Origin of the sequence: Stutzerimonas stutzeri, from assembly GCF_051028275.1 — a bacterium.
Taxonomy (GTDB): Bacteria; Pseudomonadota; Gammaproteobacteria; order Pseudomonadales; family Pseudomonadaceae; genus Stutzerimonas; species Stutzerimonas stutzeri_AS.
Window position 1 is genome coordinate 1,052,501 of record NZ_CP069269.1, and the last position, 20,009, is coordinate 1,072,509.

General features: G+C 58.6%; 14 protein-coding genes and 2 rRNA genes (1 of these 16 cut by a window edge). 12 read left to right on the forward strand and 4 right to left on the reverse strand.

Translation table 11 applies throughout. The features are described 5' to 3' along the window. Positions 1-2,655, forward strand: a 23S ribosomal RNA gene (locus tag JQR87_RS04825); it begins 236 nt to the left of the window's first position. 154 nt (positions 2,656-2,809) lie between these two features. Beyond that, positions 2,810-2,925: ribosomal RNA gene (gene rrf / locus JQR87_RS04830) — 5S ribosomal RNA — on the forward strand. A gap of 720 nt (positions 2,926-3,645) precedes the next feature. Here the strand turns inward: rrf and mksF are convergent. The 3 genes from mksF to mksB all read right to left on the reverse strand — a co-directional run bounded on the left by mksF (position 3,646) and on the right by mksB (position 8,519). After that, positions 3,646-6,495: an Mks condensin complex protein MksF gene (mksF, locus tag JQR87_RS04835; protein ID WP_407292027.1), complete on the reverse strand. Its 2,850-nt coding sequence runs from the start codon at positions 6,493-6,495 to the stop codon at positions 3,646-3,648. After that, positions 6,492-7,178: an Mks condensin complex protein MksE gene (gene mksE, locus JQR87_RS04840; RefSeq protein WP_407292025.1), complete on the reverse strand. Its 687-nt coding sequence runs from the start codon at positions 7,176-7,178 to the stop codon at positions 6,492-6,494. Before mksE ends, mksF begins: the two co-directional genes overlap by 4 nt. Positions 7,179-7,277: 99 nt before the next feature. Then, positions 7,278-8,519, reverse strand: a complete 1,242-nt coding sequence (mksB, locus tag JQR87_RS04845; RefSeq protein WP_407292023.1) for an Mks condensin complex protein MksB — start codon at positions 8,517-8,519, stop codon at positions 7,278-7,280. A 321-nt stretch (positions 8,520-8,840) separates the two neighbouring features. Between mksB and JQR87_RS04850 the strand changes: the two genes are divergently transcribed. The 5 genes from JQR87_RS04850 (at position 8,841) to rimI (ending at position 14,326) form a co-directional block, all read left to right on the forward strand. Beyond that, positions 8,841-9,938, forward strand: a complete 1,098-nt coding sequence (locus tag JQR87_RS04850) for a carboxynorspermidine decarboxylase (RefSeq protein ID WP_407297820.1) — start codon at positions 8,841-8,843, stop codon at positions 9,936-9,938. 28 nt (positions 9,939-9,966) lie between these two features. Beyond that, the gene (locus JQR87_RS04855; RefSeq protein ID WP_407292021.1) at positions 9,967-11,211 is read left to right on the forward strand and encodes a saccharopine dehydrogenase family protein; all 1,245 of its coding nucleotides are present in this window, start codon (positions 9,967-9,969) and stop codon (positions 11,209-11,211) included. Between the two features lie 280 nt (positions 11,212-11,491). Further along, entirely contained in the window at positions 11,492-13,039 is a 1,548-nt protein-coding gene (locus JQR87_RS04860; protein ID WP_407292020.1) for a 2-isopropylmalate synthase, read from the forward strand. Then, positions 13,036-13,881, forward strand: coding sequence for an energy transducer TonB (locus JQR87_RS04865; protein WP_407292018.1), 846 nt, complete (start codon positions 13,036-13,038; stop codon positions 13,879-13,881). The genes JQR87_RS04860 and JQR87_RS04865 overlap by 4 nt, the downstream gene beginning before the upstream one ends. Then, a complete protein-coding gene (gene rimI, locus JQR87_RS04870; protein WP_407292016.1) occupies positions 13,874-14,326 on the forward strand; it encodes a ribosomal protein S18-alanine N-acetyltransferase in 453 nt (150 codons plus the stop codon). The genes JQR87_RS04865 and rimI overlap by 8 nt, the downstream gene beginning before the upstream one ends. A gap of 93 nt (positions 14,327-14,419) precedes the next feature. Here rimI and JQR87_RS04875 read toward each other — a convergent pair whose 3' ends face one another. Continuing rightward, positions 14,420-14,959, reverse strand: coding sequence for a hypothetical protein (locus JQR87_RS04875; RefSeq protein ID WP_407292014.1), 540 nt, complete (start codon positions 14,957-14,959; stop codon positions 14,420-14,422). Between the two features lie 185 nt (positions 14,960-15,144). On the opposite strand from JQR87_RS04875, the gene otsB reads away from it, so the two are divergent. The 5 genes from otsB to JQR87_RS04900 all read left to right on the forward strand — a co-directional run bounded on the left by otsB (position 15,145) and on the right by JQR87_RS04900 (position 19,898). Continuing rightward, positions 15,145-15,918 (forward strand): trehalose-phosphatase, encoded by a 774-nt coding sequence (gene otsB / locus JQR87_RS04880; protein ID WP_407292013.1) that lies wholly within the window; start codon positions 15,145-15,147, stop codon positions 15,916-15,918. Positions 15,919-15,931: 13 nt separating this feature from the next. Continuing rightward, positions 15,932-17,341: an alpha,alpha-trehalose-phosphate synthase (UDP-forming) gene (gene otsA / locus JQR87_RS04885; RefSeq protein WP_407292012.1), complete on the forward strand. Its 1,410-nt coding sequence runs from the start codon at positions 15,932-15,934 to the stop codon at positions 17,339-17,341. A gap of 80 nt (positions 17,342-17,421) precedes the next feature. Next, positions 17,422-17,649, forward strand: coding sequence for a hypothetical protein (locus JQR87_RS04890; protein ID WP_407297901.1), 228 nt, complete (start codon positions 17,422-17,424; stop codon positions 17,647-17,649). Next, a complete protein-coding gene (locus JQR87_RS04895; RefSeq protein ID WP_407292010.1) occupies positions 17,649-18,584 on the forward strand; it encodes a DMT family transporter in 936 nt (311 codons plus the stop codon). Before JQR87_RS04890 ends, JQR87_RS04895 begins: the two co-directional genes overlap by 1 nt. 264 nt (positions 18,585-18,848) lie before the next feature. Then, positions 18,849-19,898: a hypothetical protein gene (locus JQR87_RS04900; RefSeq protein ID WP_407292009.1), complete on the forward strand. Its 1,050-nt coding sequence runs from the start codon at positions 18,849-18,851 to the stop codon at positions 19,896-19,898. Positions 19,899-20,009: the final 111 nt, after the last annotated feature.

Below are 20,009 nucleotides of genomic sequence, written 5' to 3' on the forward strand. Positions count from 1 at the left end.
CCTTAGTAGTGGCGAGCGAACGGGGACTAGCCCTTAAGCTTCTTTAATTTTAGCGGAACGCTCTGGAAAGTGCGGCCATAGTGGGTGATAGCCCTGTACGCGAAAGGATCTTAGAAGTGAAATCGAGTAGGACGGAGCACGAGAAACTTTGTCTGAATATGGGGGGACCATCCTCCAAGGCTAAATACTACTGACTGACCGATAGTGAACCAGTACCGTGAGGGAAAGGCGAAAAGAACCCCGGAGAGGGGAGTGAAATAGAACCTGAAACCGTATGCGTACAAGCAGTGGGAGCCTACTTTGTTAGGTGACTGCGTACCTTTTGTATAATGGGTCAGCGACTTATTTTCAGTGGCGAGCTTAACCGAATAGGGGAGGCGTAGCGAAAGCGAGTCTTAATAGGGCGTCTAGTCGCTGGGAATAGACCCGAAACCGGGCGATCTATCCATGGGCAGGTTGAAGGTTGGGTAACACTAACTGGAGGACCGAACCGACTACCGTTGAAAAGTTAGCGGATGACCTGTGGATCGGAGTGAAAGGCTAATCAAGCTCGGAGATAGCTGGTTCTCCTCGAAAGCTATTTAGGTAGCGCCTCGTGTATCACTGCTGGGGGTAGAGCACTGTTTCGGCTAGGGGGTCATCCCGACTTACCAAACCGATGCAAACTCCGAATACCAGCAAGTGTCAGCACGGGAGACACACGGCGGGTGCTAACGTCCGTCGTGAAAAGGGAAACAACCCAGACCGTCAGCTAAGGTCCCAAAATCCTGGTTAAGTGGGAAACGATGTGGGAAGGCTTAGACAGCTAGGAGGTTGGCTTAGAAGCAGCCACCCTTTAAAGAAAGCGTAATAGCTCACTAGTCGAGTCGGCCTGCGCGGAAGATGTAACGGGGCTCAAACCAGGTACCGAAGCTACGGGTTCATCGTAAGATGAGCGGTAGAGGAGCGTTCTGTAAGCCTGTGAAGGTGAGTTGAGAAGCTTGCTGGAGGTATCAGAAGTGCGAATGCTGACATGAGTAACGACAATGCGAGTGAAAAACTCGCACGCCGAAAGACCAAGGGTTCCTGCGCAACGTTAATCGACGCAGGGTGAGTCGGTCCCTAAGGCGAGGCTGAAGAGCGTAGTCGATGGGAAACGGGTTAATATTCCCGTACTTCTAGTTACTGCGATGGGGGGACGGAGAAGGCTAGGCCAGCTTGGCGTTGGTTGTCCAAGTTTAAGGTGGTAGGCAGAGATCTTAGGTAAATCCGGGGTCTTAATGCCGAGAACTGATGACGATCCTTCTTTTAGAAGGAGAAGTGGTTGATGCCATGCTTCCAGGAAAAGCCTCTAAGCTTCAGGTAACTAGGAACCGTACCCCAAACCGACACAGGTGGTTGGGTAGAGAATACCAAGGCGCTTGAGAGAACTCGGGTGAAGGAACTAGGCAAAATGGCACCGTAACTTCGGGAGAAGGTGCGCCGGTGAGGGTGAAGGGTTTACCCCGTAAGCTCATGCCGGTCGAAGATACCAGGCCGCTGCGACTGTTTATTAAAAACACAGCACTCTGCAAACACGAAAGTGGACGTATAGGGTGTGACGCCTGCCCGGTGCCGGAAGGTTAATTGATGGGGTTAGCGCAAGCGAAGCTCTTGATCGAAGCCCCGGTAAACGGCGGCCGTAACTATAACGGTCCTAAGGTAGCGAAATTCCTTGTCGGGTAAGTTCCGACCTGCACGAATGGCGTAACGATGGCGGCGCTGTCTCCACCCGAGACTCAGTGAAATTGAAATCGCTGTGAAGATGCAGTGTATCCGCGGCTAGACGGAAAGACCCCGTGAACCTTTACTATAGCTTTGCACTGGACTTTGAATTTGCTTGTGTAGGATAGGTGGGAGGCTTTGAAGCGTGGACGCCAGTTCGCGTGGAGCCATCCTTGAAATACCACCCTGGCAACTTTGAGGTTCTAACTCTGGTCCGTTATCCGGATCGAGGACAGTGTATGGTGGGTAGTTTGACTGGGGCGGTCTCCTCCTAAAGAGTAACGGAGGAGTACGAAGGTGCGCTCAGACCGGTCGGAAATCGGTCGTAGAGTATAAAGGCAAAAGCGCGCTTGACTGCGAGACAGACACGTCGAGCAGGTACGAAAGTAGGTCTTAGTGATCCGGTGGTTCTGTATGGAAGGGCCATCGCTCAACGGATAAAAGGTACTCCGGGGATAACAGGCTGATACCGCCCAAGAGTTCATATCGACGGCGGTGTTTGGCACCTCGATGTCGGCTCATCACATCCTGGGGCTGAAGCCGGTCCCAAGGGTATGGCTGTTCGCCATTTAAAGTGGTACGCGAGCTGGGTTTAGAACGTCGTGAGACAGTTCGGTCCCTATCTGCCGTGGACGTTTGAGATTTGAGAGGGGCTGCTCCTAGTACGAGAGGACCGGAGTGGACGAACCTCTGGTGTTCCGGTTGTCACGCCAGTGGCATTGCCGGGTAGCTATGTTCGGAAGAGATAACCGCTGAAAGCATCTAAGCGGGAAACTTGCCTCAAGATGAGATCTCACTGGAGCCTTGAGCTCCCTGAAGGGCCGTCGAAGACTACGACGTTGATAGGTGGGGTGTGTAAGCGTTGTGAGGCGTTGAGCTAACCCATACTAATTGCCCGTGAGGCTTGACCATATAACACCCAAACAATTTGATGTTTGTGTGTCAGACGGTTGAAGTCGACAACAAACCGAAAAGACGCAACGCTCGCAAAGCGAACCGTACAAAGCAACACCATCACATACCCAATTAGGGGAAGCGACTCAACACCGACTCCCCAACCGAATTGCTTGACGACCATAGAGCGTTGGAACCACCTGATCCCATCCCGAACTCAGAAGTGAAACGACGCATCGCCGATGGTAGTGTGGGGCTTCCCCATGTGAGAGTAGGTCATCGTCAAGCTTCTACACCAAACCCCCGATCTTCTAACGAAGGTCGGGGGTTTGTCTTTTGGGGGCGCGGAAATGTGCGCTTCGGGTGTAGGAGGCTAGGTAAGCCTCCGGCCCCAGGGCGATGGCAACTCGGTTGAAGCCTCATCAAGAGAGCGTTTGCAGTGTTCTGAGGCCACCGGAAGGCTGCGCTTCCGATACCAATAACAGCCATTTAGCTGATGAGTACATCGACATCTGCGGACCCTAGTCAGCCCTGACGGACGGATTGTGCTCTGCTTCTGTAGAGAGTCAGCGGCTCCGAACGCTCCGCCACACAGCGAGAGAGCAGTCTGCCTGCCCATTTTCGGGCTATGGTCTGGAAGCTGCCGGACGACAAGCTGTACGGATGTATTGGCACGTTGAAACTAGGGCGTGACATGGCATCTCGCATCATGATGCCTGGAGTTCGCTTACCTTGACCGAGATGCATAGCTGCATCGATCTCTAGCTCTTGGGGACAGCCTGATGTCAGGTCTAGCTAAACAGATGGCAATGTAAAGCCGCTCGATGGAAGAGCCACTTGGCCCGTTGCCCCCAATCGAGGCCTAGCTAGTGACGTTGTGCCGATGGTGAGGAGAGTCGCTCCCCTCAGAGCTGATTAGCATGGTACAGAGGTGGTGCTGCGAGTGGAAAGTGCCGTCGAACTAACCGGCCTGCACCACCTGAAGGGCGGTTAAATCGCGATGATGGTTCAGTTGACCGATTCGGCCTCTGTCGTCGCTCTTTGATCGGGCGTAACAGTCGACCGCTCTGACTCTTTCCGCCGCATAATGAATTTCCAATCCGCCTCGTCGATGTAGATTCCATTAGGGCTACTGCCGCCCTCGAGGTCGATCGCTACATGGGCCGAGACCTGAGGTTTTACCGAGGCGAGAATCGGCACGAAGCCCAGCTGGAGGCTGGTTTCGATGAGCGCTTGCTGGTTGCGTTCATCTATATCGGCGGCCTCGTCTAGGTAGTAGGGCAGGCGGATACGGCCAGCCTGCTCGCGATCCATCAGGTGTAGCAACAGATACATGTTGGTCAGCGCTTTGATTGTCATCGTTGTACCGTTTGATGCCGCGCCATCAATGTCGGTATGAATGACCGGTTGGCCACCCACTTTCGTGATCTCGAAGGCGAGCTCGAACAAGTCCTTTAGACCCAGCTGGTTGTTGTTCGCGGCAACGAGGCGTGCCAGGTATTCTTTGGCCTCCTCGTTTTTACTCTCCTGCTCGCTGCCCTGCTGCAGGTCAAACACTGAAAGCGTCTCGCCTTGCTCGTATTGCCCAGCGCTGTGGATAATCTGATCGATGTGCTTGAGCGCATCCTTGTTCGGCGCCAGCACGATGCGGAAGCTTTCGAGGTTCGAGACCTGGCGTTTGTTGATCTCGCGGTTGAAGAGCGCCAGCTGATGTTCAAGGCTGTCGTAGTCGCTGCGGATGTTGCGCAGGGTCCGGGCTATATCGGTGACTGCGGCGCGACGCGCCTTGGCGAGCGTCAGGGCTTCGTCCTGTCGGTGCGCATAGGCATTCACCAGAAGCTGCAAGCGCCGCTCGGGATCTTCTTCGCTATCAAATTTCGCGACGCCCTTGAGTCGTACCTGCGCGTAGAGGGCTTCGATCTGTCCATCGATGCGTTGCAGCGCCTGCCAGCTGTCCTGATAGTCGTTTAGCAGCGGTTGGAGGTTATCCAGCGAGTCGTCCACCGGATCCATGAAGGGGGTGCCGAATGGCAGATCTGCTGGAAGTAGCTGACGGCGACGTAGCGCGTCCTCCAGCGTGCGCTCCTTGGCTTCGAGATCGGCCAGCTGCCGGCCAACCAGCTGCAGTTTCGCCGACAGGTGTTGGACCCGCTCGGTGAACGCATCGCTGGTCCGCTTGAGCTCGTCCTGCGCCGCTTCGGCCTGAGCGAGCTGCTCAAGCTTGGTGTCTGCTTCGGCTGAAAGCGTCTGGCAACGGCGGAAATCCTCCAGCGCTTTCTGAGCATCCAGCACCTGCTGATAAAGCTGCTCGGCTTGCGCCTTGCTCGCGGCGCGGTCAACCGCCACCGAATGCTGCGCCTTGAGTTGTTTGAGCTCGCGCTCCAAACGATCCTTCTGGTCACGCAGCGCGGCGCGATCGGCCAGTGCCTGCAGAGCGGGCGGCTCTATATTGGACAGGTCGATGGACAACCCGGGCGCTTCGAAACGATCCCCCTTGAAGCTTTCCAGCACCGCCTCGATCGATTTGATCCAGGTGTCGCTGTCGTCCACGGCAATGCCTTTGTCACCCAAGGGCAAGCTGAACAGCTGACCGTTGAACAGACGCATCAGGCGATCAACGTCTGCCTGGGAAAATTCTTCACGAAGGCGGGAATAGCTGTTGTTGTCCGCATGATCCAGTTGCTGCCGGACCGATTTGAGACGCTTCTCCAGATCGCGCAGCCGCTCGTCCAGGTCTTCGCTGGAGAACTGGCGAGATTGAGACAGAGCGCCGGCCAGTTCATCATGGGCGTCCTTTGCAGCAAGCAGCTGCTGCTCTAGCACGTGGGCATCTTCGACCAATGCGAAGCGGTTCTTTAGCGCGGCGAGTTCGCCCAGCCAGCGTTGAATCTCGCTGATTTCGCGCTCCAAACGCATCAGTTCGGCCGTGCCGCCACGCTGTTCGTTCTGCAGACCGTCCTGCTCGCGGCGATAGTGTTCGGCCTGGACGACCAGCTCTTCCTTGCGTGCGCCGGCATAGTTTTGCCAGGCTCCAAGAAGCGAGTCGAGCAGGGGAGACAGGCGATGCAGCTTACCTCGCAGCAATTCACGCTGTGCTACGCCGGCGGCAAGGGCTTCGACCAGCGGGCCGGCTGCGACCAACGCCTGATAGTCTTGCTCCATGCGGCGCACGTCGCGGAAGGCTTCTTCGGTAGCGGCGATATAGTCCACACTGCCGGATCGCAAGCTGTGCTCGAAGGCATCGAGAAACAGCTGCTTGAGTTTGGCCGCGGTGATCTCGCGCATATGCAGCAGGTTGATGAACAGCGCGCGGAAGGTCTTCAGACTCTGTTCGCTGGTCGAGCGCAACGGGATAAGCGTCATGTCCAGCGGAATCGCGGTGTGGCCACCGACTAACAGTCGGCGTAGTTCATCCGGCTTGGCCTCGTAGGCCTTGATGCCGGCTCGCTCAAGGTTGGCGAACAGCTCTCGCTGACGCAGGCAGGTTCCGTTCTTCTGATAATGATCGAGGTCCAACGAGCCCTGATATACAAAGAATTGGTGGCCGAATCCACCGCCTGGCCCTCGCCCGGCGACGCCAATCACATGCGGACCATGAGGCAAGGCGACCTCAACCAAAATGTAGCTGGTGTCACTGGCAAAGTAGAACTTGCGAGACTGCTCCAGGCTGTACTTGCCGAAACTCATGTCCGACATGCGCGCCAGAATCGGAAACTGCAGGGCGTTGATCGATGCGGACTTGCCGAGGTTGTTAGCGCCGTAAACAGACAGCGGCGTTTCAAGCGGGAAAATTCCGAGGCTATAACCTGCAGTGTTCAACAGGGCGAAGCGGCGAATACCGTAGCGTTCCTGGCTCATGCGTCATACTCCTTTTCTTCAGCAATGGCGCGTGTGAGCGCATCCTCCTCGGTTTCGTCGGGCACGCGGTCGATCAGAATGATGTCGTCCTCTTCCTCCTCGGCGATGAGCTGGGGTGCGGGCAGCGGCAAGTCGCTGCTGTGCAGGCTGGCCGCCAGGTCACGGTCCTGCTGAACGGACAAACAGACATCAAGGAAGCGGTGCATGGGTGGCAGGAATCGGTAGATGCCATTACTGTCTTCGGCGAAGCCCAGCTGTGTCAGCCGGCGGATGACCTTTTCTTCCAGTTCATCCTGGGTCGTCACCTCAGCCTGCAGGAATAGGTCGCGGTACTTGTCCAGCAAGGCTGGGAGTTCATCGCGGCCCAGGGTGCCTCCATCGAGGACCGCTAGTGGATCGCGTCCCTGATCAGCAAGGTGCTCGACCAAAATGAATGTGAACAACGCCAGGCGTTGCGCCGTCTTGTTGACCTGCGCGCCCATCTGCTCGGGAACGAAGTAGTAGAAGCCGCGCGGATCGCAGACCAGCTCGAAACCGAGCGCCTTGAACAGCGCACGGTATTGGTCCTGCATGTTGCTTAGCTGGGCATAGCACTCCGGCTCGCTGCGCGACAGGTGATAGCCCTTGAACAGCTCGCGGAAAATAGGCGCCAGCTGGGTCATTTCTTTCAGATCAATGTTCATACGCAACTCAGGCAATCATCGTGTGAGAAGGGCGCGATGCGCTTATCACGAAAAGGCTTGGAATCGGGTCGGGCAATGCGTTGCCAACGCACCGCAAGCTCAACCATGGGCACTGGCCAGCAGCGCAAAGGAGCTGAGGCTGACTTGATGCTCGCGGGTCAGGTACTCGCGACGCTCCAGGCGGTCGCGTTGAAAGCGCGCATCACGGGACAGCCGGGAGAACCAGTAGAGCAGCTCGTCGGTCGCGCCGTCTGGCTCCTGCTCCATCAGCCACTGCATCAGATCAGGCAGCGGCAATGCCTGTTCGCAGCGCTCTAGCATCTCCCGCGCCGTCAACGGCGAGCGCGGTGCGTCGGTCTTGCGCTTGCTGACGGCCTTGGGGAACTGGGCTGGTTTCGGCTCGAAGCGGGCCAGGGCGTAGACGTACGCTTCGACCTGACTGGCCGAGCCGAGAAAGGTGCTCTGGGGACGGGTGAATAGCGGCAGCGAAGCCTGTGGCACCGCGTCGAGCCCTTTTTTGCGAATGGCCGAAAGGGCCAGTGCGGCCCCGCGGGTTATGGCGTTGTGCCGACGGGCCTCCTCCCGCAAGGGCAGCAACAGCTCCCGGGCGTGACGAAGGGTCAGCTGAGCGGTGCTTTGCATTTCAAGAATGCGCGCATGCGTGCGCAGCAACAGGTCGTCGTCGACCAGTTGGCCAAGTCGCTGCTGCTCGCCGAGCAGCTTCATCAGCACTTGCTCGACGCGGTAGACGCCTTGTTCGAATGCGCCGTCAGCAGCGACCAGCTGAATCATCGGCTCAACGTACTCATCCCAGGTTGCCAGTACTTCGGCGTAACGTTGACGCAGCGGAATCTGCCGATCACTGGTCTTGGCCCGATCGGCCACACCGATCAGGGCCTGCTCATCGTTGGCAAGTTTTTTCAGTACGTCACGCACGCGCATGTCGAGCAGGCGCAACTGACGCGCGAGGTCCTGGCCGTCCCGGATTTCGAAGGCGTCCTGAATATGTCCGGCCAGGCGTTCCAGGTGTCGCAGATAGGCTTCGATTTCCAGGCACAGGCCCAACCGGTGCTCGCGGCGCAGGTACGCCAGAAAGTCATGAATCTGTGCGTTCAGCTCGAAGCGATTCGGGCTTTTCGCCACCGGGACCAGGATATCCAGACGAATCCACTGATCGAGCAGGGCGGTGATATCGGTGGGGGTTCCTTCCGGCAGTTGCGCAGCGAGCTGATGACGAAGTTCGATCAGGCTCAGGGTGCCGGCATCGAAGCGTTCGCACAACGGCTCGAGCAACGTCCAGTGTTCGGCGAGGGCACGCAGTACGCGCTTGGGTTCGATCATCGAGGCGCCAATCCAGCCATGAAAATAGGTGCAAATTGTACTGCATCATCGCTGGGGATATGGCAGGCCGAAGACGGTTGGATGCGCCCTGATCGGCATTTAGATCAGCAGATTCGATCGTTCACCCGCACGTCATCGTTCTCGGGTTAGCCTGCAGTGCATCGCTTCGGCCCGCCGATTTTTTGTGCGACCGACCATCATGAAAGTCGACGAAGTGTCGAAATGCTATTTCGGTATGCGCCGGTTATCGGCACAATTCGCCCTTTTTTCAAATGGGAAGCGACCGGCTTCCTGTCGGCGACCTTTCCGGGGCACGCACACATGATCAAGACGCCGTACTACCTCATCGACAAACAGAAGCTGTTGGGCAATCTGGAAAAGATCGCCTACGTACGCGAGCAGTCCGGCGCCAAGGCGTTGCTGGCGCTCAAGTGCTTTGCCACCTGGTCGGTTTTCGACCTGATGCAGCAGTACATGGACGGTACTACTTCGTCGTCACTCTACGAGCTCAAGCTGGGTCGGCAGAAATTCGCTGGTGAAGCGCACGCTTATAGCGTGGCCTGGGCAGACGATGAAATCGAAGAGATGGTCGCCAACTGCGACAAGATCATCTTCAACTCCATAGGCCAACTCGAGCGCTTTGAGACCGCTACCGAAGGCACAATTCGTGGGCTTCGTGTAAATCCTCAGGTCAGCAGCTCTGATTACCTGCTCGCGGACCCGGCGCGTCCGTTCAGCCGCCTGGGTGAATGGGACCCGGAGAAGATCGCCGCGGTCATGGACAAGATCTCTGGCTTCATGTTTCACAACAATTGTGAGAATGGCAGCTTCGAGCTGTTCGACAAGATGCTCACGACCATCGAGGAGCGCTTCGGCTCCCTGCTCGAGCGGGTCAAGTGGGTCAGTCTCGGTGGCGGAATCCATTTCACCGGAGAGGGCTATCCACTGGACGCATTCTGCGCTCGGCTGAAGTCTTTCTCCAAGAAATACGGTGTACAGGTCTATCTGGAGCCTGGCGAAGCAGCGATCACGCTCAGCTCCTCGTTGGAAGTGACGGTGCTCGATACCTTGTACAACGGCAAGAATCTCGCGGTTATCGACAGCTCGATCGAGGCGCACATGCTCGATCTGCTGATCTACCGCCTCAACGCCAAGATGGCACCAAGTGAAGGCGAGCACAGCTACATGGTGTGCGGCAAATCCTGTCTGGCCGGCGATATCTTCGGCGAGTACCAATTTGATCGTCCGCTGGCCATCGGCGATCGGCTGTCGTTTATCGACGCAGCGGGTTACACCATGGTCAAGAAAAATTGGTTCAACGGCCTGAAAATGCCATCCATCGTCGTAAAGCAACTCGACGGCAGCGTCGAGGTGGTTCGCGAATTCATCTTTGACGATTACCTGTCCAGCCTTTCCTGAGGCGGCGGCTTAAGGAGTGACAAAACAATTGAAGAAAAACGTTCTTATCATTGGTGCAGGAGGTGTCGCCAAGGTGGTGGCCCATAAGAGTGCGCAGCACAACGACGAACTCGGTCGTATTGCTATCGCGTCGCGCAGCATCTCCAAATGCCAGGCCATCATCGACAGCGTGCAGGCCAAGGGCGGATTGAAACAGCCCGGCGAGATCAAGGCCTACGTGCTGGACGCCCTTGACATAGAAGCGACCAAGGCCCTGATCCGCGAAACTGAATCGCAGATCGTCATCAACGTCGGTTCAGCCTTCCTGAACATGGCCGTGCTGCGCGCCTGCATCGACACTGGCGCCGCGTATCTCGACACGGCAATTCACGAAGAGCCGAACAAGATTTGCGAAACACCCCCGTGGTATGGCAACTACGAATGGAAGCATCTCGCTGAGTGCCAGGAAAAAGGTATTACCGCCATTCTAGGCGCTGGGTTCGACCCGGGCGTGGTCAACGCTTACGCTGCCCTGGCGCAGCAGGAATACTTCGACAAGATCGAATCGATCGATATCCTGGACGTCAATGCCGGCTCGCACGGCAAATATTTCGCGACCAATTTCGACCCGGAAATCAACTTCCGCGAATTCACCGGTCAGGTCTACAGCTGGCAGAACAGCCAATGGACGACCAACTCCATGTTCGAGGTCAAGCGCACCGACGACTTGCCTGTGGTGGGCGAGCAAAGCCTCTACCTGACCGGACATGACGAGGTGCATTCCCTCTCCAAGCACCTCGACGTACCGAATGTCCGCTTCTGGATGAGCTTCGGTGACCACTACATCAATGTCTTCACCGTGCTGAAGAACCTGGGCCTGCTTTCCGAACAGCCGGTGCGTACCGCCGAGGGGCTTGAAGTGGTGCCGCTCAAGGTGGTCAAAGCCGTACTGCCCGATCCCGCCTCGCTGGCCCCTGGCTACACCGGTAAGACTTGTATCGGCGATCTCATCAAGGGCACTAGAGAGGGGCAGCCGCGCGAGCTGTTCATCTACAACGTGGCCGACCATGAGGAGGCTTACGCCGAGACCGACAGCCAGGGCATTTCCTACACCGCTGGCGTTCCGCCCGTGGCCGCCGCTCTGCTGGTAGCGCGCGGAGACTGGGATGCGCAACGCATGGTCAACGTCGAACAATTGCCCGCGCAGCCGTTCCTCAAGCTACTTGACGTGATGGGCCTGCCCACGCGGATCAAGGACGAGCACGGCGATCGGCCGTGGGATCAGGCGATCTGATCCGGTGAGCGCTTGCCGGCTGACAGGCAAGCTCGCTCAGTCAGCCCGACGCCCGCCATCCTGGCGGGCGTTTTGTTTGCTGCCGTCGGGCAGCGGTCGCCCGGCCGGGCATTCCGGTTTTGTCCAACGGTCGCTACAGTCCGTGCTGTTCCACATGGTTTAAGCAAGCCGACTTCATCAACAAGCTACAGCTGCGCCTTCCCGCCTTGTCTATTTCACGCGACAATCTGCTGTGTACAGGCGCCCACGAGAGGCGCTCGGCAGCCGTGAGGACTTCCCTATGAGCAGCAACGATCGCGTCATCATCTTCGACACCACCTTGCGCGACGGCGAACAGAGCCCCGGTGCGTCCATGACGGGCGAAGAAAAGTTGCGCATAGCCAAGGCCCTCGAGCGGCTGAAAGTGGATGTGATCGAGGCCGGCTTTGCCATCGCCAGCCCGGGCGATTTCGACGCGGTCAAAGCCGTGGCTGACCACATCAAGGACAGCACCGTCTGTAGTCTGGCTCGTGCCGTCGATGCCGACATCGAACGTGCCGCCGAAGCGCTGGCCGGTGCCAACTCCGGTCGCATCCATACCTTTATCGCTACCAGCCCGATTCATATGCAGTACAAACTGCGCATGCAGCCGGACCAGGTAATCGAACAGGCCGTACGTGCGGTGACCAAGGCGCGCAACCTTTGCGCCGACGTGGAGTTTTCCTGCGAGGACGCTGGGCGGTCCGAAATCGAATTTCTCTGCCGTATCATCGAAGCGGCCATCGACGCCGGTGCGCGCACCATCAACATCCCGGACACGGTCGGCTACGCCATCCCGCACCAGTACGCCGATACCATCCGCCAGCTGCTCGAACGCATTCCCAACGCTGACAAGGCCGTCTTTTCCGTCCACTGCCACAACGACCTGGGGCTGGCCGTCGCCAACTCGCTCGCGGCGGTCGTCGCGGGTGCCCGGCAGGTCGAATGCACCATCAATGGTCTGGGTGAGCGCGCCGGTAACGCCGCGCTGGAAGAAATCGTCATGGCGATCAAGACGCGCCAGGATTTGCTCGATGTTCACACCCGCATCGAGACCGAACACATCCTCAGCGCCTCGCGTCTGGTCTCCGGCATCACCGGCTTTCCGGTGCAGCCGAACAAGGCCATCGTCGGCGCCAATGCTTTCGCGCACGAGTCCGGCATTCATCAGGACGGCGTGCTCAAACATCGCGAGACCTACGAAATCATGTCCGCTCAATCGGTGGGCTGGAATGCCAACAAAATGGTCATGGGCAAGCATTCTGGCCGTGCCGCATTCCGTTCGCGGCTCGAAGAGCTGGGTATCGTCCTGCCGGGCGAAGGCGAGTTGAACGCTGCCTTTGCCCGCTTCAAGGAGCTGGCGGACAAGAAGCACGAGATCTTCGATGAGGACCTGCAGGCGCTGGTTTCCGACACCTTGGCCGAAGACGTGCAGGAACATTTCAAACTGGTCACGCTGGAAGTGGCGAGCAAGACCGGCGAAGTGCCCGATGCCAAGCTCGTACTGAACGTCGACGGCAACGAGCAGGCTGCATCGGGACAGGGCTCGGGACCGGTCGACGCGACCTTCAAGGCCATCGAGTCGGTAGCGAATTCGGGCGCCACGTTGCAACTGTATTCGGTCAACGCCATCACCAAGGGGACCGACTCGCAAGGCGAGGTCACGGTTCGGTTGGAGAAGGGCGGGCGCATCGTCAACGGCAACGGCGCAGACACCGACATCGTCGTGGCCTCGGCCAAGGCCTACTTGAATGCGCTGAATCTGATGCAGGTCGGCGCCAAGGCTCATCCACAGGTAGCTGGGGTTTGATTCCCGAAAGTCGGCGTCGGGCCTTCCTCGACGCCATGCAGATCACTACCTGGCTGCCACGGGCCGAACTGCCGTTTGCCGCGCCGTCGCGGCCGGAGTTGCTACAGATTGTAGAAACGGACGTTGCGCCCGCACCGATCGTCGAGTCTAGGCAAGCACCGAGCCGCTTGGTGCCCGAGCCGGCTGCGCCTACACCGGCTCCTTCGACGAGTCCGGCCGCAGATGCCATTCGTTCGATCATGCCACGCGTCGCCATGCCCGAGCCGAAAAAAACAGCGCCTAAGAACAGCGAGGCACAAGTGGTCGCCGCTGAGCAGCCAGCCGCTGTTCCGCCTCCTCGGTTCGCCTTGCAGCTGTTACGCGCGGGTAATGTGTTGCTGCTGGTCGAGCTGCCGACGGGCGAGTCGTTCCAGAGCCGCGATCCTGCATACATCCTGCTCAAGGACCTGTTGCGTGCCGCCAGGCTGCCCGATAAGCCGCAGCAGGTCGGCGATGGCGAGCCGATTCGCTGGCCACTGCTCCATCGTGGCAGTCTCGATCAGGGCGCCGAAGCTGCGCGCGACTATGTGCAAGGCGTGGTCGCTGCAGAGCTGGAGGATATGGGTTGTGCCTGCCTTTGGCTGATCGGCCCGCCCGCGCTGCGGTTTGCCGGCGAAGTCGAGGCTGATGCCTGCTACCGCGAACTGACCATCGAAGGATTAGGCGTCGCACTGACCATGCCGGGGCTCGAGCAGTTGATGGAGCAGCCTGAAAGCAAGGCGCAACTGTGGCAAGCCATGCGCCGCAGCATGCCGCGCTGGGTGATCGGTCTAGGTGAGTCAACGAGTAGTGTTCATGAGTGATGCAGTGAGCTTTCGTCCGATGACCTCGGCGGATATCGAAACCGTTCTGAAAATCGAGTACGCCGCCTTCAGTCATCCCTGGACCCGCGGAATCTTTACCGATGCGCTCACCGCGTACGAGTGCTGGGTGATGTTCGAGGGCGAGCAGCAGGTCGGTCACGGCGTTATCAATGTCATCCTCGACGAGGCGCATCTGCTCAACATCACCGTCAAACCCCAGAGCCAGGGACATGGGCTTGGCCTTCGTCTGCTGGAACATCTGATGCAACGCGCTCAGGAACGTGGTGGTCGTGAGTGTTTCCTAGAGGTGCGCGCGAGCAACACCTCGGCTTACCGCCTGTATGAGCGTTATGGCTTCAATGAGGTCGGCCGCCGTCGTGGTTACTATCCGTCTGCCGAAGGACGGGAGGATGCACTGGTGATGGCCTGTACGCTGATAGATTGATAATCGTGCGTGGGACCTAAAAAGGCCCGACTCGGTGAGTCGGGCCTTTTCTTGGCGGTGGCTCGCCGCGCTGACGAGGCATCGCGCCGGTTGTCACCGCGGTGCTTTGTCCCGGCTGGAGTCCAGGGGAGCGTCGCCGCCGAGCTCGTTGTCATCCATCACATCGTCGTTTTCATGCAGCACGGCATCGCCACCGCCAAGGCCGGTATCAGGATCGCCGTCTGCAGGGCCATCCCACGGTTTGCCATCCAGCGGGTCATAACGCGCCTCTTCGGCCTCGTCCAGGTCCACATCGGCACCGATGCGGTGTTCTGATACCTCAGTGAGGTCCTGGTCGGCCGGTCCGCCATGGCCGCGCTCGTGGGGCGAGCGAGAGCCATCGTCAGGCATCAGCGTTTCGGGCGCCATGTCATCCATGGTGGTTTGGCCACCGGGTACTTCGCCAGTCGTCATCCCTGCTTCGGCGACGCGCTCTGGCGGAAACTCATCTTCGACTTCATCAGCAGGTACTTCGTCTCCGATGCGGCCTTTACGGTCGTCCCGATGCTGATCGAAATCGAGTTGTTCGATGGAGCCCATGCGGTCCTCGGTAGTGTCGATTTCCGTTGGGGTGTAAGGCTTGGAATCGTTCATGACAACCTCCTGCTAAAACGCTGGTCTTGCAGGTTGTGACCCGGCGACGATGTGAAGATTCAGGCTGACTGCTGGCCGGTTCCGGCTTTATGAACCAAGCTGCAATGGCCGTGCTTGCTGAATAGCAGAGGGCAGCGGCGATAAAAAAACGCGAACCACCACCGTTGATCGGGGGTCTTAGTTACATGAGTAAACAAAACGATCAACCCGAGCTAGAGACTCGGCGCTGCGCTTTTTTCTTCGATGTCGATGGCACGCTCGCTGATATTCAGCCGCGTCCTGAACTCGTTTTCATCCCGCCTCGTTCGTTGGCCGCGCTGGAACAGCTGAATGCCAACGGTATTCCTGTCGCCGTGGTGTCGGGTCGGCCGATCAGCCAGCTCGACGCGCTACTGACCCCTTTGCAGTTGCCTGCCGCTGGCGTGCATGGCGCCGAGCGTCGTACCGCTTCAGGGGAGCTGCAAAACCTGGCCATCGATAGCGAGGTATTCGATGCTATTCAGCGTGAGCTGGCCCAGGCATGTGCGGAGCATCCCGGCCTGACATTGGAAAACAAGGGTGTCGCCTTTGCACTGCATTTCCGTCTTGCGCCCGAGATGGAAAAGGCAGCGCGCCGCGTGGCCGAAGAGTTTGTTACCCGTTACGGTGAGGTGCTGGCGCTGCAGCCCGGCAAATGCGTGTTCGAGCTCAAGCCGCGCGGTGCCAGCAAGGGCGAAGTCATCCGAACCTTCATGCAAGAGGCGCCATTTGCCGGACGCACCCCAGTCTTCATAGGCGACGATCTGACCGATGAGGCTGGCTTTGCGGTGGTCAACGAGCTGGGCGGTATCTCGATCAAGGTCGGCAGCGGAGCGACCGAAGCCACGCAGCGGCTGGAGTCGGTAGAGGCCGTTGCCACCTGGCTCGACGGGTTACGGAGCACACTTTCCGAGCCTCGAAACATCCTAAAACCAGACTGAAGCGAGAACTACCATGAGCCGACTAGTAGTGGTGTCCAACCGCGTAGCGCCGATCAAGGCGGGGAAGGTCGCTGCTGGCGGGCTTGCAGTGGGTGTGCATGATGCGTTGCGCCAAGCCGGTGGGATCTGGTTTGGCTGGAGTGGCGACGTAAGCAACACCCCGCAGACCAACACCGAGACCGTTGGGAACATCACTTATGTCACGATGGGCCTGACCAAGCAGGACTACGACCAGTATTACCGCGGGTTTTCCAACGCCACGCTCTGGCCGATCTTCCATTACCGTATCGATCTGGCCCGTTACAACCGCCAGGAATACGAGGGGTACAGGCGTGTCAACGCCATGCTGGCGGAGAAGCTCAAGCCCCATCTCAAGCCCGACGACATCATCTGGATCCACGACTACCACCTCATTCCTTTCGCCGAAGCCTGTCGCCAGCTAGGGATTCGCAACCGCATCGGCTTCTTCCTCCATATTCCTTTCCCGCCACCAGAAATTCTCACAGTCATTCCGCCGCACAATGAGCTGCTCAAGACGCTGTGTTTCTACGACCTCATTGGCTTCCAGACTGAGACCGATCGGCTCGCATTTCAGGATTACATGACCCGAGAAGTCCGCGGCGTGCTGGAGTCGGATGGCAGCCTGACGGCCTACGGGCAGAATTTCCGCGCCGGGGTCTATCCCATCGGTGTGGTGCCGGATGAGATTCGTGATCTCGCCGAATCTTATAAAGGCCGTAGCAAGCCCATGCGACGCACCACCGATGTGGACCGCAAGAAGATCATCAGCGTTGACCGGCTGGATTATTCCAAAGGGCTGGTCGAGCGTTTCATGGCTTATCAGGCGTTTCTTGAGCGCTACCCTGAACACCGGCGCGCCGTGGAATTCATTCAGATCGCCCCCACGTCTCGCTCGGACGTGAAAACCTATCAGGCGATTCGGCAGCAGCTGGAAAGCCAGGCCGGACACATCAATGGCTGGCTGTCCGATCTGGACTGGACGCCGCTGCATTACCTGAACAAAAGCCATGACCGCCGCGCCCTGATGGGCCTGTTTCGCCAGGCAGACATCGGTTTCGTCACACCGCTGCGCGACGGCATGAACCTGGTTGCCAAGGAGTTCGTCGCCTCTCAAGACCCGGAAGACCCTGGCGTGCTGGTACTGTCACGCTTCGCCGGTGCCGCCCGTGAGCTGACCTCAGCATTGATCATCAACCCCTACGATTGCATCGGCATGGCCGAGGCGCTGGACCGCGCGATGCGCATGTCGCTGACTGAGCGCAAGGATCGCTACGAGCACATGATGCGGGCGATACGCGCCGCTGACCTGGATGCCTGGCGTGACAATTTCCTGCGCGATCTGCGTGCTTTTTCCTCGCGTCCGCGAGCTGAAGTTCCTTCGAACCCCCTGTTTGCCGTCTAGAGCTGTGACGTTCCGGTCTGCGTGCTTGTCAAAACGCCGGCCGGTTCGTAACGTGCGTGTCGGAACGGAAGGGGCAGGCGATGAGCGACGAGCGTCAACAGTTACTCGAGAAGAGCGCACGCTGGGCTGAAGCGATCATCGAGCAGGCCCATACGGTTTTTACCAAACTGGCCAAGCAGCAGGTCCCGGAATGTTTCTGGATCGGCTGTGGCATCAAGGATGGCATCTGGAACAACCTCAACGTCACCGGCAGCGGGCTTGGTCAGCTACCGCCGCAGTATCGTCTTCGCACCAGTTGGCTGGCCTGATGGAATCGCGTCAGGGATGGGCCGTTGGCGGCTTGTTGCTCGCTGTGCTCTGCTGGAGCGGAAACGCCCTGGTGGCGCGCGCCTTTCACAATGCGATACCGCCGCTGACCTTGTCGTTCTGGCGCTGGGTACTCGCTACATGCTTGTTGCTGCCGTTCGTTGCGCGCTCCATCTGGATGCATCGCGCAACACTCCGAACCGCCGGCTGGCGCTTGCCGGTAATCGCAGCATTGGGCGTCAGCAGCTACAACTCATTGCTTTACTCCGCTGCCCAAAGTACGGAGGCCATCAACCTCACCCTCGTTAACACCTGTCTGCCGCTGTTCACCTTCATCGGCGGCGGCCTGCTGTTGGGTGAATGGCCAGCGCGTCGTGCCTGGTTCGGCATGGCCATCGCCGCATGCGGCTTGGTCTATCTCATCAGCCGTGGCAGCTGGGATGCCTTTGCCAATTTAGCGTTCAAGACCGGCGACCTCATCATGCTCGTGGCGGTTCTGGTGTGGGCGCTGTATACCCTGTCCTTGAGACGTTGGAGCGAGTTTCTTCAGGTTCCGCCGCTGACGCTGCTGGGTGTGTTGATGGCAATCGGTACGCCGTTGATTCTTCCGTTCTACCTGTTCGAGCTCAGTCATGAAGGGGGCTTTGAGCCAACCCCAATTAACCTGTCGGTCATCGCCTATACTGCGGTTTTTGCCTCGCTGGTGGCCTATCTGTCCTGGAACCACGGCGTCAAAACCGTTGGCGCGGCGAAAGCGGCGATGGCGACCTACCTGATGCCCGTGTTCACCGCAATTCTCGGCTGGCTGTTGCTGGGTGAGGGCCTGCAGCTGTTCCACTGGATCGGTGGTGGGCTGATATTTGCCGGTCTGTTACTGGCGACCCGCACCACGGCTCGCAGCGCAGTATCCAGTCAGGCGAAACAAAGCCCGCGCTAGCGCGCTCGTTCCGGCGGAGATGCCGTAGCCCCGCACCGCGCTGCTTGTCCGTAGGAGGCTCGATGCGAGTGGCTGGCTAGACGATTGCGGCCGGCTACGCACTTGTCTCAACTGACAGCCACCTCCCGAAGTGGCTGATTTACAGCGGTAAAGCTAACAAATCGCTCCGATAGTCTCGCTTGTCTGAATCCATCGTATGGCTCATACCCTTTGTGATGCCGCGTGCAGAGAATCCTGCCTCTACCCACTCAAAGGATTCTGAGCATGCACACTCCCTCCCTTCTCGCGGCTGCCGTCACTTTGGTGTTGATCGGCCAGGCGCAGGCTGCTGGCAACCAGGCTAAAGCCGAACAGCTAGGCACTTTAAATAGTATTGAGGCTAGTCAAAGCGGCACCGATCTGGCTCTTGGCGCTCACCAGGACGGTGCGCGAAACGTCATGCTCACTGAGCAGATCGGCACCAGCAGTTCAGCCCGCCTGTCTCAGCGGGGCGAGGGCAACTATCAGCGCCTCTACCAACATGATGCGCAGGACGAATACAGTGGTGGTCATAGCGCGGTCATTGACCAGATCGGTGAGGGCAATTCAGCAGTGGTCAGCCAACTCGACCAGGCTGGCCACAGTGCGGAGGTACTACAGGACGGAGACGCCAACATCACGAAAGTAGAACAGTCTGCGTGGGCCAACCATTTTGCCGGGCAACAAAGCGGCACTGGCAATTATGCGTTAGTAACACAGGAGGGTGGCGCTGATGCCAAGGCCGTTCAGAATGGCACGGATAACTCCCTAAGCATCCGTCAGGTGGCTTGGCCGTTCGGAGCCAGCACAAGCGTGTCCCAGAACGGCTCCAGTAACTTTGCAGACATCTACCAGACTGATGGAGGCCGTCATCCAGGCGGCAGCGTCAGCCTCGTGCAGGGCGGAGAGGCTAACAGGTCTGACATTGTTGCGACCGGCGCGTGGAGCACGCTCGTATTCGACCAATCAGGCTCAGCCAACCGCTTGACCGTCGATCAAAGCGGACGAAACACGTCATTCACTGGCGGTTCCAGCGGTATCGGTAACCAGGTCGATATCAACCAAACGGGTGACTACAACTCGCTGGAAGTGGCTCAGTCTGGTGACGACAACATCATCGAAGCGAACCAGGGTGGCTGGTGGGGGGAGGGCGACATTGGCGTCATCAGCCAGACAGGGGCGGCCAACACTGCATACTTGACTCAAAACCTGACGCAGGAAGGCGCTGCTACCAGCACTGCCAATATCATGCAAAACGGCACTGGAAATATGGCGACAGTCGTTCAGGGCTATTGACGTAGGGCTGGGAGCCCCGCCAGGGGCTCCCAGTGAGCCGCGGGAAATGCAAACAGCGTTCAGCCGGCCTGACCTCAACGCGGCAAACAGCACGCACCCCATGTGGACGTG